The organism is Burkholderia sp. Bp9004, assembly GCF_003858025.1.
Classification (GTDB): Bacteria; Pseudomonadota; Gammaproteobacteria; order Burkholderiales; family Burkholderiaceae; genus Burkholderia; species Burkholderia diffusa.
This window is the reverse complement of record NZ_QTQD01000026.1, coordinates 79,277-94,200: the sequence shown is the minus strand read 5'-3', so window position 1 is coordinate 94,200 and position 14,924 is coordinate 79,277. Positions and strand designations below refer to the sequence as shown.

Here is a 14,924-nt window from a genome sequence, read left to right as displayed (position 1 = left end):
GGCCAGGCACAACCGCCAGCACGACGGTTATCTACGAGGATCGAGTTTCACCATGAGAGCCAAACGATTCAATCTCGCGCTGGCCCGCTCCGCTCATGCGCGCATGCTCGCCGGCGTGCTGTCTGCCGCAACCCTGCTTCCGATCGCCGGCTGCGGGGGCGGTGGCGGCGACGGCAGCAGTCCGTCCCCTTCCAATGCAGCGCCGGCCCCCTCGCCGTCGCCTTCCCCGACGACCCCGCCAGCGACCAACGGCAACAATGCATGCGCGACGCAGCAGGCCGCCGTGCAGATGGCCGCCCAGCCGACCGCGCCGGCCGAGCCGCCGGTCGATCACCTGATCGTCAGGCTGAAGACGCCGACAGCCGCGCGTGCGATGGCGGCCATCGACACCGGCACGCGGCTCGACGCGGTGATTCAGCGCTCGATGACGCGCTGGACAGCGCCGACGACGACCGGCGCCGCACGGACGTATGCCGCCGTGACGACGTCGCAGGCACCGCTGAACGTGCAGGTGGAGCGAACCTTGTCGGACGGCGCGGCCGTGCTGTCGATCGGCCAGCGCATCGCGTCCGGCGACGCGGCGGCGCTCGCGCAGGCATTCGCGGCTGACGGCGACGTCGACTACGCGGAACCCGATCACCCGATGCGAATCCGCGACACGCCGAGCGACCCCGCATATGGCCAGCAGTGGTATCTGTCCGACGCCAGCGTCGGCATCAACGCGCCGCCCGCATGGACGCGAACCAAGGGTGCGCCGACCGTCGTCACGGCGGTGCTCGACACCGGCTACCGGCCGCACCCCGACCTCGTCGGCAACCTGCTGCCCGGCTACAGCTTCATCTCGAACGCCAACACCAGCAACAACGGTCAGACGCGCGGCACCGATGCATCCGATCCGGGCGACTGGGTCACGCAGCAGGAACTGGACGATACCAGCGGCCCGTACTATCACTGCGCGAGCGAACCGAGCACCAGCAGCTGGCACGGCACGCGCGTGATGGGCGTGATCGGCGCCGCCGCCAACAACGGCATCGGCGTCGCCGGCGTGTCGTGGCTCGGCCGGATCCTGCCGGTGCGCGTGCTCGGCAAGTGCGGCGGCACGACGAGCGACATCGCGGACGCGATGCGCTGGGCAGCGGGCATCCCGGTCGCCGGCGTGCCGACGAACCCGAATCCCGCGAAGATCATCAACCTGAGCCTGGGCGGCGTCGGCGCGTGCAGCGCGACGTTCCAGCAGGCGATCGACGATGTGAACGCGAAGGGCGTGACCGTCGTCGTCGCCGCCGGCAACGATGGCCTGTCGACCGCGCTCGACCAGCCGGCGAACTGCCGCGGCGTGATCAGCGTCGGCGCGACCGACGCGACCGGGCGCCGCGCATCGTTCAGCAACTTCGGCTCCGACGTCGCGCTGAGCGCGCCGGGTGTCAACATCCTGTCGACGGCCAACAGCGGTACGACGACACCGGGCACGGACACGTATGGCACCGCGAGCGGCACGAGCCTCGCGACGCCGCAGGTGACGGGCATCGTCGGGCTGATGCTGTCGGTGAACGGCAACCTCACGCCCGCTCAGATCCAGCAGAAGCTGCAAGGCGGCGCGCGTGCGGCGATGCTGCCGGCCAGCACGTCGTGCACCGCGCTGCCGGCCGGTTCCGGTATCGCCGATGCAGGCGCTGCCGTCACCGCGGCCACGCAGTAACCGGTACGTCGCCTCGACGCAACCGCGCGCATGCCTGCCTGGCGTGCGCGCATTTTTTCGTCCGCGGAGCCGGCGCCATTGCGCCGACGTATTCCAGGAATTGCCTGAATAAAGGGCGGAAAAAGGGTTGACGCTTCGCACGACGACCCATTACCATCGCCCCCGTCTGATTACATGGAGTGTTCTGTGAACACCGATGCGAGTTGTAGTTGGTCCTCGACCGACTTGACTGCTGCCTGAGGAAACCGCGCAGAGCCTCGTCTTCTGCCGCATCCCGGGAAGCAGGATGCGGCGCCCTTCCGGCCTGACCGGCCAGAATCCCCCGCCGATTTTTTCGATATCGCCGAATGTCCGCGCTGCGCAACCGTGCGTTGCCGCGCGCATACGTTCGCGCCGCACGCAGCGCACGCCGCGTGCGTGTTCCGTTCGCGTGCCGTCCGGCCGCGCGCCCTCGAGCGTGCGCGGCTGCCGATCGCCCGTGCCGCCCACCCGCAACCGACAGGAGTGCAGATGAACTCAGACGACAGTAGTCGATTACCGCTCGCCGGTGCGACGCCGCGCTTCGTCCTGCGGACCGCACTCCGCGCGCCGGCGAGCCTTCCTCCCTTCACCGATCCACAGCCGATCGCGCCCGGCGCGACGCGGCGGGAAGCGTTCGTGCGTCGATAACGTCACGGTCGCTTCCCGTCCGCCGCCGCGTGCGCAAGGAGCGACTCATGACACAACGAAACACCTCGCAAAAGAAACAGCGCGGCTTCATCAACGCTGGCCCCGGTCAGCAGAACGAACCGCGCGTCATGCGCGCCGCGCAGGAAGCGGCTCGCCCGCTCGAAGAAACCTTCAAGTCGCTGCATACCAGCATGCGCGGCCTCACCTGCGCGCAGGCCGCCGACCGCCTGCAGCACGACGGCCCGAACGAAATCGCGCACGACAAGCCGCCGCACTGGACGCGCCAGCTGCTGCATGCGTTCCACAATCCGTTCGTCTACGTGCTGCTGGTGCTGGCCGCGATCAGCTTCTTCACCGACGTCTATTTCGCGGCACCTGACGATCGCGACTACGTCGGCATGACGATCCTGCTGGCGATGGTCACGATCAGCGCGCTGCTGCGCTTCGTGCAGGAATTCCGGTCGCTTCGCGCGGCCGAAAAGCTCAAGGCGATGGTTCGCACGACGGCGACCGTGCAGCGCGCGGTGACCGACACGTCCGAGCCGGCGCGACGCGAGGTGCCGATGCGCGAAGTGGTGGTCGGCGACATCGTGCACCTGTCGGCCGGCGACATGATTCCCGCCGACGTGCGTCTGCTCGCGTCCCGCGACCTGTTCATCAGCCAGGCGGTGCTGACCGGCGAAGCGCTGCCGGTCGAGAAGTACGACACGCTCGGCGCGGTTGCCGGCAAGTCGGCCCACGCGGGCATGGCGGGCACGCCGGGCGCGGCGAACGACGCGTCGACGTCGCTGCTCGATCTCGAGAACGTGTGCTTCATGGGCACCAACGTGGTCAGCGGCACCGCGACGGCCGTGGTCGTCGCGACCGGCGAGGACACGTATTTCGGATCGCTCGCGCGCAACGTGGTGAGCCACAAGCGCATCGAGACGAGCTTTGACCGCGGCGTCGCGAGCGTGAGCTGGCTGCTGATCCGGTTCATGTTCGTGATGGTGCCGATCGTGTTCATGATCAACGGCCTGACCAAGGGCGACTGGCTGAGCGCGCTCACGTTCGCGCTTGCGGTGGCCGTCGGCCTCACGCCCGAGATGCTGCCGATGATCGTCAGCGCGAACCTCGCGCGCGGCGCGATCGCGATGGCGCGCCGCAAGGTCGTCGTGAAGCGGCTGAACTCCGTGCAGAACTTCGGCGCGATGGACGTGCTGTGCACCGACAAGACCGGCACGCTCACGCAGGACAAGATCATCCTCGAACACCATCTCGACCTGTCCGGCCACCGGAACGAGGACATCCTTCGGCTCGGCTGGCTGAACAGTTTCCATCAGAGCGGCCAGAAGAACCTGATCGACATCGCGGTGGTCGCGCGCGCCGACGAGATCGGCGAGCGCGTGAAGCCGCAGGGCTACGGGAAGATCGACGAGCTGCCGTTCGACTTCGTGCGCCGCCGCCTGTCGGTCGTCGTCGAGGACACGCACGGCGCGCACCTGCTGATCTGCAAGGGCGCGGTCGAGGAAATGCTCGCGGTATCGACCCACGTGCAGGACGAGCACGGCGTGCGTCCGCTCGACTTCGTCGCGCGCAAGCGACTGCTCGAACAGGCAAACGCATACAACGAGGACGGCTTCCGCGTGCTGGTGCTCGCCACGCGCGCGATCCCGCGCGGCGACGAACGCGAACAATACCGCACCGCCGACGAGCGCGACCTCGTCGTGCGCGGTTTCCTGACCTTCCTCGATCCGCCAAAGGAATCGGCCGCACCGGCGCTCGCCGCGCTGCGCGATAACGGCGTGTCGGTGAAGGTGCTGACGGGCGACAACCCGACCGTCACGATGAAAGTGTGCCGCCAGGTCGGCCTCGAACCGGGCAAGCCGGTGCTCGGCGCCGAAATCGAGGCGCTCGACGACGCGACGCTCGCGCAAGTCGTCGAACGCACGACGGTGTTCGCGAAACTCACGCCGCTGCAGAAGGCGCGCATCGTGAAGGCGCTGCAGGCGAACGGCCACACGGTCGGCTTCCTCGGCGACGGCATCAACGACGCGCCCGCGCTGCGCGACGCCGACGTCGGCATTTCGGTCGACAGCGGCGCCGACATCGCGAAGGAAACCGCCGACATCATCTTGCTCGAAAAGAGCCTGATGGTGCTCGAGGAAGGCGTGATCAAGGGCCGCGAGACGTTCGGCAACATCCTGAAGTACCTGAACATGACGGCCAGCTCGAACTTCGGCAACGTATTCTCGGTGCTCGTCGCCAGCGCGTTCCTGCCGTGGGAGCCGATGCTCGCGACGCAGTTGCTCGTGCTGAACCTGATCTACGACACGTCGCAGATGCTGCTGCCGTGGGACAAGATGGATCCGGAGTTCCTGAAGAAGCCGCGCAAATGGGAAGCCGGCAACATCGGCCGCTTCATGCTGTGGGTCGGGCCGACGTCGTCGGTGTTCGACATCACGACCTACGTGCTGATGTGGACCGTGTTCGGCGCCGGCGCGATGTATCACCTGCAAGGCGCCTCGGGCGGCCAGATCGTGATGAACTCGGGCTGGTTCATCGAGAGCCTCGTGTCGCAGACGCTCGTTGTGCACCTGCTGCGCACGCAGAAGATTCCGTTCCTGCAGAGCACGGCCGCACTGCCTGTGCTGCTGTCGACATTCACCGCGATCGCGATCGGCTGCTGGCTGCCGTTCTCGCCGTTCGCGGATTCGCTCGGCTTCATGCACCTGCCGGGCACCTACTGGCTGTGGCTCGCCGCAACGATGGTCGGCTACATCCTGCTCGCGCAGATCGTCAAGACGATCTATGTGCGCCGCTACAAGCAGTGGTTCTGATTTCCTCCGGGCGACGGCGTGCCGGCCCACATGGGCCGGCCGCCCACGACGCACTACAGGTGACATGATGAAAAGAAGAATGCTTCCGCTCGCGGCCGCGAGCGCCCTCCTCGCGCCGATGGATGCCTACGCGGCGCATCCGCTCGTCAGCGACGACACGGGCACGCAGGGCAATGCGAACTGGCAGTTCGAGTTCAACGGCGAGGAAACCTCGAAACAGGACGAGAACGGCCGCCATCAGTTGTGGAACGCGACGCTCACGCGCGGGTTCGGCGAGCACGTCGATCTCTACGTGAACGCGCCTTACACGCATCTGCAAACGCGGACCGACGACAACGGCGCGGGCATCGGCGATGTCGAGATCGGCATGAAATGGCGCTTCGTCGAACACGGGCCGCTATCGCTTGCGCTGAAACCGAAGGTGACGATGCCGACCGGCAACGACGGTCGCGGGCTCGGCACGGGCCGCGTCGGCACTGGCGCGACGCTGCTCGCGCAAGCCGACGTCGCGCGCTTCTCGCTGCTCGCGAATGCGGGCCTCGCCTACCAGCCGAATCGCCAGGGCGATCTGCGCTCGGTCTGGGCCGTGTCGGCCGCGGCGCTCTACAAGGCAACCGACACGCTGCAGTTCGTGGCGGACATCGGCCTGTCGCGCAACACCGAAAGCACGGCCGGCGCGAATCCTGCGTTCGTGATCGCCGGCGCGATCTACTCGCCGAAGCGCTGGTTCGATCTCGACATCGGCTACCGGCACGGGCTGAACGACCAGACCTACCGTCATTCCATCATGGGTGGCGTAACGGCGCGGTGGTGATGCCGCGGTGATGCGGCCGACGCCGCATGTCTGACCGCACCACCACGGGCCGCCTTCGGGCGGCCCGTTTTCTCATTGGCCGTCGTTCGCGCCGAACAGTTGCGCGCACACGGCGCGCCCCTCTTCGGTCAATGCGGCGCTGCCGGTGCCGTCGTCGTTCAGCGTCGTCGCGCTCAGGCCGGCGGCGTCGAGTTGCGTCAGCACGCGACGCAGCGTGCTCATCGGCAATTGCGCGCGCTTCGCGATCTTCGGCAGCGACCACGTTCTGCCGGACGGATCGGTCGCGGCTTCGTGCAGCGTCGCGAGCGTCGCAACGAGTGCGGGATCGAGCGGGGCGTCGTCGGATTCTGAAGTCATCGGTTCGGGTTCGCGAGCCGGCGCGGGACCGGCATTCAGGACGGATGCAATCGCGGACACTATACGCCCGGTCACGCGCCCTTGATCGCGGCGCGCATGAACGACACGAAACGCGTCGTCACGGGATCGTCGCGGCCGGACAGCCACGCCAACCCGACGCGCCATTTCGCGTCCCTGCCGGCGAGCGGCAACACGGTCGCGTCGCGCAGCAGGTACTGCGCACGCGACGGAATGAACGCAACGCCGACCCCGGCCGCGACCGACGTGAGCACCGATTGAACGTCCTCCGCCTGCTGCGTGACCTGCGGCACGAAGCGCCGCTCGCCGCACCACCGGTCGATCTGCGCGGCGAGCCCGGGGCCGCGTGCGCGCTGCAGCGCGATGAAGCCGATCTCGTTGAGCACGTCGAGATCGGCCGGCACGCGCTTGAAGCCGAGGTGCGGCGGCACCGCGAGCGCAAGCCCTTCGTCGATCACCTTGAACGACGACAATCCTTCATCCGGCGGCAATCGCAGGAACCCCGCGTCGAGCTTGCCCGCGCGGAGCCGACGCGTTTGCTCGGACGACGACAGGTCGCTCAGCGTGACCGCGATGCCCGGATTGCGGCGCCGGAATTCCGCGACAAGTTTCGGCACGAGCGTCAGCACGGACAGGCAGATGCCGAGCCGCAAATGCCCGCGTTGCCCGCTGGTCGCCTCCCGTGCGCGCGCGAGCATCTCGTCGGCATCGCGCACGAGCGCCTGCGCGTCGGGCAGGAAGCGTTCACCGAACGGCGTCAGCTCCGCGCCATGCCGCCCGCGCTCGAACAGCTTGCCGCCGAGGCTCGCCTCGAGCGCGCCGATCTGCTTGCTCAGCGCCGGCTGGCTCATGTGCAGCGTGTCGGCCGCGCGGCTGAAATGGCTGAGCTCGGTGACCGTCAGGAAAGTGCGCAGCAGTTTCAATTCCATTCTTCAAAGGAATCGTATCGATCGAAACATTCATTTTACTGATCGAATGGCGTGACGTTCAATACGGGCACGCCCCTTTCGGAATTCACCATCATGCCTCTCGATCATGCGGCCGAGTGCCTGACCGACGTGTCCCACAACACGGTCGTCACCGGTGCAAGCGATACCGAGCCCGACGCGCCGGCGCCCGAGCGTCGCACCGTACGCGCCGACGGCCGCGGCCGCCGCTTCCGCTTCGGCGATGCGCTGGACGACGCGCAGCCGCGTGCCGTCAGCGGTTCGATCGCGATCAGCTTCGCGGTCGTATCGCGGCGGAACTGGCCGCGTTGAGTCGACACGCCAGGCGCCCGCCGACGAACGCACGCGTTCGACCCTCCGCAAAAAAACAGCGGAAATCCGTGCGCATCACGCATCAATGCGCACACATCCATCGCCATCTCCACGCGATCGACCTTATAATTTTCCGCAGCCACCGACCGCCCACGCATTTCGCGCCGCCGCAACGCGCGTGAAAAGGAGACTTTCGCTTGACCGGCCTCATCGCGCGCCTGCCTCGCGCCCGGACCACCCTGATCATCGCCCTCTCATTGCTGACACTCGCGTTCGCGACGAACGCGTCCGCGCAGCCGCATCGCACCGCTTCGCCGCATGCGCATGCGAAAGTCGTCAAGAAGAAACCCGCGACCCGCAAGCACAAGGCCGTCAAGCATCGCCGCCCGCGCGTGAAGCATCATGCGGTCAAGCGTCACGCGGCGCCCGCACCGCACCGACGCGCGAAACGCACGAACGCGGTCCACCCACGCCCCGCCGCGAAGCCGCGCCTGCTCGCGAGCTGCGGCTACAGCCCGCGCGCGGTGCGCTCGCTGCACTCGCGCGCGGCCTACGTGCTCGACGTCGACTCCGGCACGCCGCTGCTGGCCCGCAACGCACGCACGGTGCGGCCGATCGCGTCGATCTCGAAGCTGATGACCGCCGTCGTCGCGCGCGACGCGGACCGGCCGCTGAACGGCGTACTGCGCGTCACCTCGCGCGATCGCGACACGATCAAGTTCACCGGTTCACGGCTGCCGATCGGCGCCGAACTGTCGCGCCGCCAGATGTTCCATATCGCGCTGATGTCGTCGGAAAATCGCGCGGCCGCCGCGCTGAGCCGCGACTATCCGGGTGGCCGCGCCGCGTTCGTGAAGGCGATGAACCGCGAGGCACGCCGGCTCGGGATGCGCCATACGCATTTCCGCGAACCGACCGGCCTGTCGCCGCACAACGTGTCGACCGCCGAGGATCTCGCGCGGCTCGTCGACGCAGCCGCGCAGGATCCACTGATCCGCTATTTCTCGACGGACACGTCGACCACCGTGCAAGCCGGCGATGGCGATCTGCTGTACGTGAACTCCGATCCGCTCGTCCGCTACGGCCGCCTGCCGATCCGGATGCAGAAAACCGGCTTCATCAACGAATCGGGGCACGGCGTCGTCATGCGCATGCACGTGAAGGGCCGCCGCGAAACTGTCGTGCTGCTTGGCGCGCCGACGCGCGCCGGCGTGTCGAGCGATGCACTGAAGATCCATCGCTGGCTGGCCTGCTCGATCCAGTAAGCACGACGCGCGCGGCCGGCGCGCTCATCCATGAAGGAGCGATGCCATGCAGGACGAATACCGTTTCAACGCGTTCGGACGCCTGCTCGCCGTCGTGCGTTCGAACGATCGCTGGGCCGTGTTCGATCTCGGCGCCGAAGGCAAGCGACGGCCGGCCAACCTGCAGATTCCGTCCGCGCTCGCCGCGGACGAACTTGCGCAGTATCTCGGCGACCTGCTGCACGAGGATGCATCGCCGAAGTACAACGACGTCGTGCCGATTCCGTCCCCGCGCCGCGCGTAACGCGCCACCACCCGCCACTCCGGCCGCATCGAGGTCAAATTCGACAGTTTAACTTGCAAGTTAAACTGTCGTGTTCTATGATCCGCCGCATGACACCGCCACGCACACCCGGCGTTTCCGCCGATACCGTAGCCGCCGAACTGACCCTCGCGGTCGGCCAGTTGATCCGCCGGCTGCGTTCCGAGATCGAATCCGAAGGGCTCGGCATGTCGCAGACGAGCGCGCTCGCGCGGCTCGAACGACAGGGCCCGATGACCACCGCCGATCTCGCTCGCGCCGAGGCGATGAAGCCGCAGTCGATGAAGGCCATTCTCGCAAGCCTCGAAGAAGACGGGCTCGTCGAACGCGAGCCTCATCCGACCGACGGCCGCCAGATCCTGTTCCTGCTGACCGCAGCCGGCCTCGCGGCACGTCGCAAGCGCGACACCGCGAAGCACAAGTGGCTCGGTGCCGCGATCGAGAAGCTCGGCCCGGAAGACATCCGCACGCTCGCCGCCGCGATTCCGCTGATCCGGCGCATCGGCGAGCAATGACCCCGCCTGCGTGATGCGCGGCATCCGCGCGCACGCTTTTCTTCGCCCAATTCACGGAGCATCAAGCCATGAGCACAACCCGTCTAGACACGCAAACGGCGCTCGTCGTCATCGACCTGCAGAAGGGCATCGTCGCGCTGCCCACCGCCCACCCGGTCGCACCGGTGATCGAGCGTGCGCGCGAACTGCTCGACGCCTTCCGTAGCCGCGGCCTGCCCGTCGTGCTCGTCAACGTCGCCGGCAGCGCGCCGGGCCGCACGCAGCAGCAGGTGCGTGTGGATGCCCTTCCCGCCGACTGGACCGATCTTCTGCCCGAACTGAACCGCCAGCCGAGCGACCATATCGTGACGAAGAAGACCTGGGGCGCGTTTACCGGCACCGGTCTCGACGCGCACCTGAAAGCGGCCGGCGTCACACAGATCGTGCTGGCCGGCATCGCGACGAGCATCGGCGTCGAATCGACGGCCCGCCAGGCGCACGAGCTCGGCTACAACGTGACGCTCGCGGTCGACGCGATGACCGACCTCAACGCCGACGCGCACACGAACAGCGTCGAACGGCTGTTCCCGCGTCTAGGCGAGACGGGCCCGACGCAAGAAATCCTCGCGCTGCTCGACCGGCGCGGCGCGTGAGCGACAAACGCGCTCAGCGGGTGCCGGGCCATGCGGCCGGCCGGCTCGATCCATCGATCTGGAAAGTCAGCGCGGTCGCAACGCTCGGCTCGCTGCTGTCGCAACTCGACGCGACGATCGTCAACGTATCGCTGGCAAGCCTCGCGACCGACCTGCACGCGAGCCTGTCGACGATCCAGTGGGTGACGAGCGCCTACCTGCTCGCCCTCACGCTGGTGTTGCCGCTGAACGGCTGGCTGGTCGACCGCATCGGCGCGAAGGCGCTATACCTGTGGTGTTTCGCCGCGTTCACGCTGACGTCCGCGCTGTGCGGGCTCGCGTGGTCCGCGCCGTCGCTGATCGCATTCCGCGTGCTCCAGGGCGTCAGCGGCGGGCTGCTCGCGCCGATGGCGCAGATGATGATCGCGCGCGTGGCCGGCCAGCAGATGGCGCGCGTGATCGGTTATGCGGCGGTGCCGGTGCTGATCGCGCCGATCCTCGGGCCCGTCATCGCCGGTGCAATCCTGCAGCACGCATCATGGCGCTGGCTGTTTCTCGTGAATCTGCCGGTCGGTGCACTGGCGCTTGCGCTGGCCGTGTGGTTCCTGCCCGGCGACCGCGAGCAAACGCAGCGGCACGAACTCGACTGGGTCGGCCTCGCGCTGCTGTCGCCGGCGCTCGTGCTGTTCCTGTATGGCGCCGAGCGCATCGACGCGGTGCCCGGCATCGCCGCGATCGCCGGTTCGGTGCTGCTGCTCGCCGCGTTCGTGCGCGTCGCGCGGCGCAAGGGCGAGCATGCGCTGATCGACCTCGCGCTGTTTCGCTCGCGCGTATTCGGCGCGGCCGCTGCCACGCAGTTCCTGTCCAACGGCGCGATCTACGCGGGCCAGATGCTGATTCCGGTGTTCCTGATCGAAGCGTGCGGCCGCTCCCCCGGCGAAATGGGCTGGCTGCTGGCGCCGCTCGGGCTCGGCATGCTCGTCACCTATCCGTCGATGGGCGCGCTGACCGGCCGGTTCGGCGTGCGCCGGCTGGCCGCCGCCGGCGCGCTGCTCGCGCTCGCCGCGACGCTGCCGTTCGTGTATCTCGCGCTGGCCGGCTACGATCCCTACGTGCTGGTGCCTGCGCTGTTTCTGCGCGGGATGGGCCAGAGCGCGATCGGCGCACCGTCGATTTCCGCCGCGTATGCGTCGGTCGAACGGCGCAACCTGCCGATGGCGACGACGTCGCTCAATATCGTCCAGCGCCTCGGCGGCCCGACGTTCACGACGATCTGCACGCTGCTTCTCGCATGGCGGCTGCAGGCCGAATCCGTGTCGACCGGCGGCACGCACGGGGCCGCCTACGCGTGGGCGTTCGGCCTGCTTTGCGCACTGCATGCGGCGAGCTTCGTGACGACGCTGCGGCTACCGCGATGGTCGAGCGGCGCGGGCGGACGGCCGGCGGGGGCCGCACGGGCCGGTTCGCGCTGAATGCCGGCGCCGCGCCGCGCGTGGCGCCGCTACTTCAGCCACATCGGCACGATCGACGCCGCGAGCAGGATGCCCAACCCGGCATTCACGCAACGCCACTGCCGCTCCGTGCGCAGCACGCGCGCGAACAGCAGCCCGGCACAACACCAGAGCGACAGCGACGCCATCGCCGCCACGCCGAATGCCAGCCCGATCAATATCCCGAGCCTCACGGGGCCGGACGCCAGCGCGGCGAACGACGCGGCCGCGCCGAGCGTCATCGCCCAGCCCTTCGGGTTGTGCCACAGCATCCAGACGCCGCTGACGAACCCTTGCGGCCGATGCACGGCCGCGTCGACGCCGGGCTTGCCGCCGCGCGCGATCCGCGTGGCCAGCCACAGCAGGTACAGCGAGCCGAGCACCTTCATCCCGAGTTGCAGCACAGGCAGCGCCAGCAACACGCTGCCGAGCCCGGCCGCGGCGGCGGCGGCCATCGATGCCAGGCCGGCCGCGATGCCCGCCATCATCGGCAACGAACGCCGATAGCCGAAATGCGCGCCCGATGCTGTCGCCAGCGTTGTCGCGCCACCCGGCGTCACCGTGGACACGATCACGAACAGCATCAGCGGAAAGTAGTCTTGAAGCGGCACGCGGGCCCCCGGTCATGGTCGTCGAAGCCCCGTTTTACCCGCGATCCACGCATTACGAAAGCGAAGGCTTTTTATGCCTTCCATTAGCATTCATAATGCGACCTATGGTACGCAACCTCGACATCGCCCTGCTTCGCGCCTTCGTCACGGTCGCCGATCACGGCAGCATGACGGCGGCGAGCCGCGCGCTGCATCTGACGCAAGGCGCGGTCAGCCAGCAGGTCGCGCGGCTCGAAACGCTGTCCGGCCCGCTGTTCGTGCGCGAGCATCGCAACCTGCTGCTCACCGTGGACGGCGAGCGTCTGCTCGCGCAGGCGCGCCGGCTGCTCGCCGCGCACGACGCGCTGCTGACCGACATGACGGCCGGCGCGATGGAAGGCGCCGTGCGCATCGGCGCGCCGCAGGATCTCGTCGGCAGTTGTCTCGCGCCGATCCTGAAAGGCTATGCGCACGCGCATCCGCAAGTCGCGCTGTCGCTCGTGTGCGCGGCGTCGCCCGAACTGCGCAAGGCGCTCAGGCAGCGCGAGATCGATGTCGCGTTGATCGAGGCGCCGGTCGGCCCGTCGCGCGGCGAATGCGTCGCCGTCGACCGTCTGGTCTGGGTCGGCGCGAAAGGTGGCAGCGCCCATCTGCAGACGCCGCTGCCCGTGTCGATGGTCGACCGGACCTGCGCGTTCCGCCCGACCGTGCTCGATGCACTGCGTGCCTGCGACCGCGCATGGCGCACGGTGTTCGAGAACGGCAGCATCGACGCAACAGCCGCGACCGTGCGCTCCGATCTGGCGGTGACCGTCTGGCTCGCGTCCACCGTACCGGTCGATCTCGACATCCTGCCCGCCGACAGCGGCCTGCCCGCGCTGCCGAATTTCGCGATCAACCTCCATCTGCCGCGCGGCGAGCCCACGCCGGCTGCGGCGGAACTGGGCCGCCACCTGCGCAACGGCTTCGCGCGCATGCGCGCGGCCGCCTAGCCTTCTTCCCCGCTTGCCGCTACGCGACACATTCCCCGAGCGGGTATTGCGTGGCAATGCGCGCAATGTGTTGCCCGGCATGAAAACAAGGCAGTGCGACGTAACGGTGAAAATGTTCCGGAGCCCTACGTCATGCATTTGCGGCATCCGGGCGGAACCCGATGGCACAATCACGGTCCCTTTCATGTGCCCTTCAGCGGGCGCGCGCCGCATCGCGGCGCAGATTCAACGCACGAGAAGGACCCTGTCTGCCCTTATGACCCTGAACGAATCCTGGTTTGCGCCGCTCGTCGGCATCCTCATCCTGCTCGCCGCCGCCGGCGCGATCACGGCCACCGCCCATTTCCTGCTGTTCCGCGTGGTCGCGCGTCTTGCGCGGCTGTCGGCCACCCGCATCGACGACGCGCTGTTCGAGTTCGGCGCATTCAAGTGGCTGAACCGCATCGTGCCGTTCGTCGTGATCAAGCTCGGGCTCGGCGCAGTGCCCGGCATCCCCGCCGTGGCCGCTCAAACCGCCGACAAGGTGCTGTTCGCGCTGATCGTGTTCCTGGTGTCGATGACGATCAGCGCGACGCTGTCCGCGCTCGAGCACACGCATCGCACGAGCCGGCGCGACCAGCCGCGCCTGTCGCTGAAAGGCGCGATGCAGCTCGTCAAGCTCGTGATGTTCATCACGGCCGCGCTCGTCGTGATCGGCGACGCGACCGGCAAGCAGATCGGTCTGCTGCTGTCGGGCATCGGCGCGATGTCCGCGGTGCTGATGCTGATCTTCAAGGACACGCTGCTCGGCCTCGTCGCCGGCGTGCAGCTGTCGTCGAACGACATGCTGCGGATCGGCGACTGGATCACGATGCCATCGGCCGGCGCGGACGGCACCGTGATCGACATCACGTTGAACACGGTCAAGGTTGCGAACTTCGATCACACGATCATCACGGTGCCGACCTGGAAGCTGATCACCGAAAGCTACCAGAACTGGCGCGGGATGACCGAGGCCGGCGGGCGCCGCATCAAGCGCGCGCTGTTCGTCGACGCGACGAGCGTGCGCTTTCTCGGCAACGACGAGATCGAACGGCTCGAACGCCTGACGCTCCTGAAGGACTACCTGGAAGACAAAGTCGACGCGATCGCGCAATGGAACGGCACGCTCGGTGCCGCCGGCGAATGCCAGGCGAACCGCCGTCAGCTCACGAATCTCGGCACGTTCCGCGCGTACGTCGCGAACTACCTGAAGGGCCATCCGCGGATCCGCCGCGACATGACGTGCATGGCGCGCCAGTTGCCGCTGACGGCCGAGGGCATTCCGCTCGAACTGTACTGCTTCACCGACACGACGACCTGGGTCGACTACGAGGCGATCCAGTCCGACCTGTTCGATCACCTGATCGCGGTGCTGCCGGAATTCGGGCTGCGCGTGTACCAGCATCCGTCGGGCTTCGACATGCGCCGGATGGCCGGCGCGGCGCAAGCCGACATGCCGGCGCTGCACGCGCGATAGTGCTTGCCGCGACGGCCTGCAACGGGT

General features: G+C 67.9%; 14 protein-coding genes. 11 read left to right on the top strand and 3 right to left on the bottom strand.

Annotated features, from left to right (window positions below):
• Positions 1-52: 52 nt before the first annotated feature.
• The 3 genes from DIE08_RS25290 to DIE08_RS25275 all read left to right on the top strand — a co-directional run bounded on the left by DIE08_RS25290 (position 53) and on the right by DIE08_RS25275 (position 6,001).
• The gene (locus DIE08_RS25290; protein WP_124904161.1) at positions 53-1,699 is read left to right on the top strand and encodes a S8 family peptidase; all 1,647 of its coding nucleotides are present in this window, start codon (positions 53-55) and stop codon (positions 1,697-1,699) included.
• A gap of 716 nt (positions 1,700-2,415) precedes the next feature.
• Positions 2,416-5,187, top strand: coding sequence for a magnesium-translocating P-type ATPase (gene mgtA / locus DIE08_RS25280; protein ID WP_124904157.1), 2,772 nt, complete (start codon positions 2,416-2,418; stop codon positions 5,185-5,187).
• 67 nt (positions 5,188-5,254) lie between these two features.
• Complete coding sequence (locus tag DIE08_RS25275) at positions 5,255-6,001, top strand: transporter (RefSeq protein WP_124904155.1); 747 nt, start codon at positions 5,255-5,257, stop codon at positions 5,999-6,001.
• Between the two features lie 72 nt (positions 6,002-6,073).
• Here DIE08_RS25275 and DIE08_RS25270 read toward each other — a convergent pair whose 3' ends face one another.
• Together DIE08_RS25270 and DIE08_RS25265 are read right to left on the bottom strand one after the other, a co-directional pair.
• A complete protein-coding gene (locus tag DIE08_RS25270) occupies positions 6,074-6,358 on the bottom strand; it encodes a transcriptional regulator (protein WP_124623046.1) in 285 nt (94 codons plus the stop codon).
• A gap of 71 nt (positions 6,359-6,429) precedes the next feature.
• Positions 6,430-7,305, bottom strand: coding sequence for a LysR family transcriptional regulator (locus tag DIE08_RS25265; RefSeq protein WP_124904153.1), 876 nt, complete (start codon positions 7,303-7,305; stop codon positions 6,430-6,432).
• A 93-nt stretch (positions 7,306-7,398) separates the two neighbouring features.
• Between DIE08_RS25265 and DIE08_RS25260 the strand changes: the two genes are divergently transcribed.
• The 6 genes from DIE08_RS25260 (at position 7,399) to DIE08_RS25235 (ending at position 11,799) form a co-directional block, all read left to right on the top strand.
• Complete coding sequence (locus DIE08_RS25260) at positions 7,399-7,635, top strand: hypothetical protein (RefSeq protein WP_174919648.1); 237 nt, start codon at positions 7,399-7,401, stop codon at positions 7,633-7,635.
• A gap of 197 nt (positions 7,636-7,832) precedes the next feature.
• A complete protein-coding gene (locus DIE08_RS25255; RefSeq protein ID WP_124904149.1) occupies positions 7,833-8,900 on the top strand; it encodes a serine hydrolase in 1,068 nt (355 codons plus the stop codon).
• A gap of 46 nt (positions 8,901-8,946) precedes the next feature.
• A complete protein-coding gene (locus tag DIE08_RS25250; RefSeq protein ID WP_124904147.1) occupies positions 8,947-9,183 on the top strand; it encodes a hypothetical protein in 237 nt (78 codons plus the stop codon).
• 77 nt (positions 9,184-9,260) lie between these two features.
• Positions 9,261-9,716: a MarR family winged helix-turn-helix transcriptional regulator gene (locus DIE08_RS25245; protein WP_059607205.1), complete on the top strand. Its 456-nt coding sequence runs from the start codon at positions 9,261-9,263 to the stop codon at positions 9,714-9,716.
• A gap of 68 nt (positions 9,717-9,784) precedes the next feature.
• On the top strand, positions 9,785-10,348 hold the full coding sequence (locus DIE08_RS25240; RefSeq protein ID WP_124904145.1) for an isochorismatase family protein: 564 nt from the start codon (positions 9,785-9,787) through the stop codon (positions 10,346-10,348).
• The gene (locus DIE08_RS25235) at positions 10,345-11,799 is read left to right on the top strand and encodes a DHA2 family efflux MFS transporter permease subunit (protein WP_124904143.1); all 1,455 of its coding nucleotides are present in this window, start codon (positions 10,345-10,347) and stop codon (positions 11,797-11,799) included. Before DIE08_RS25240 ends, DIE08_RS25235 begins: the two co-directional genes overlap by 4 nt.
• A 29-nt stretch (positions 11,800-11,828) precedes the next feature.
• On the opposite strand, the gene DIE08_RS25230 is transcribed toward DIE08_RS25235, so the two are convergent.
• Positions 11,829-12,428, bottom strand: a complete 600-nt coding sequence (locus tag DIE08_RS25230) for a LysE family translocator (RefSeq protein ID WP_124904141.1) — start codon at positions 12,426-12,428, stop codon at positions 11,829-11,831.
• Positions 12,429-12,523: 95 nt separating this feature from the next.
• On the opposite strand from DIE08_RS25230, the gene DIE08_RS25225 reads away from it, so the two are divergent.
• Positions 12,524-13,399 carry a LysR substrate-binding domain-containing protein gene (locus DIE08_RS25225; protein ID WP_124904139.1) on the top strand — a complete coding sequence of 292 codons (876 nt, stop codon included), beginning with the start codon at positions 12,524-12,526 and terminating at the stop codon, positions 13,397-13,399.
• Positions 13,400-13,655: 256 nt separating this feature from the next.
• On the top strand, positions 13,656-14,897 hold the full coding sequence (locus DIE08_RS25220; RefSeq protein ID WP_124904137.1) for a mechanosensitive ion channel family protein: 1,242 nt from the start codon (positions 13,656-13,658) through the stop codon (positions 14,895-14,897).
• Positions 14,898-14,924: the final 27 nt, after the last annotated feature.

What these genes read in the sequence shown, in the direction of transcription:
- DIE08_RS25265 (WP_124904153.1), bottom strand. Translation starts at nt 7,305, where the DNA reads ATGGAATTGAAACTGCTGCGCACTTTCCTGACGGTCACCGAGCTCAGC.
- DIE08_RS25260 (WP_174919648.1), top strand. Translation starts at nt 7,399, where the DNA reads ATGCCTCTCGATCATGCGGCCGAGTGCCTGACCGACGTGTCCCACAAC.
- DIE08_RS25220 (WP_124904137.1), top strand. Translation starts at nt 13,656, where the DNA reads ATGACCCTGAACGAATCCTGGTTTGCGCCGCTCGTCGGCATCCTCATC.
- DIE08_RS25240 (WP_124904145.1), top strand. Translation starts at nt 9,785, where the DNA reads ATGAGCACAACCCGTCTAGACACGCAAACGGCGCTCGTCGTCATCGAC.
- DIE08_RS25245 (WP_059607205.1), top strand. Translation starts at nt 9,261, where the DNA reads ATGATCCGCCGCATGACACCGCCACGCACACCCGGCGTTTCCGCCGAT.
- DIE08_RS25275 (WP_124904155.1), top strand. Translation starts at nt 5,255, where the DNA reads ATGAAAAGAAGAATGCTTCCGCTCGCGGCCGCGAGCGCCCTCCTCGCG.
- DIE08_RS25225 (WP_124904139.1), top strand. Translation starts at nt 12,524, where the DNA reads ATGCGACCTATGGTACGCAACCTCGACATCGCCCTGCTTCGCGCCTTC.
- mgtA (WP_124904157.1), top strand. Translation starts at nt 2,416, where the DNA reads ATGACACAACGAAACACCTCGCAAAAGAAACAGCGCGGCTTCATCAAC.
- DIE08_RS25250 (WP_124904147.1), top strand. Translation starts at nt 8,947, where the DNA reads ATGCAGGACGAATACCGTTTCAACGCGTTCGGACGCCTGCTCGCCGTC.
- DIE08_RS25290 (WP_124904161.1), top strand. Translation starts at nt 53, where the DNA reads ATGAGAGCCAAACGATTCAATCTCGCGCTGGCCCGCTCCGCTCATGCG.
- DIE08_RS25270 (WP_124623046.1), bottom strand. Translation starts at nt 6,358, where the DNA reads ATGACTTCAGAATCCGACGACGCCCCGCTCGATCCCGCACTCGTTGCG.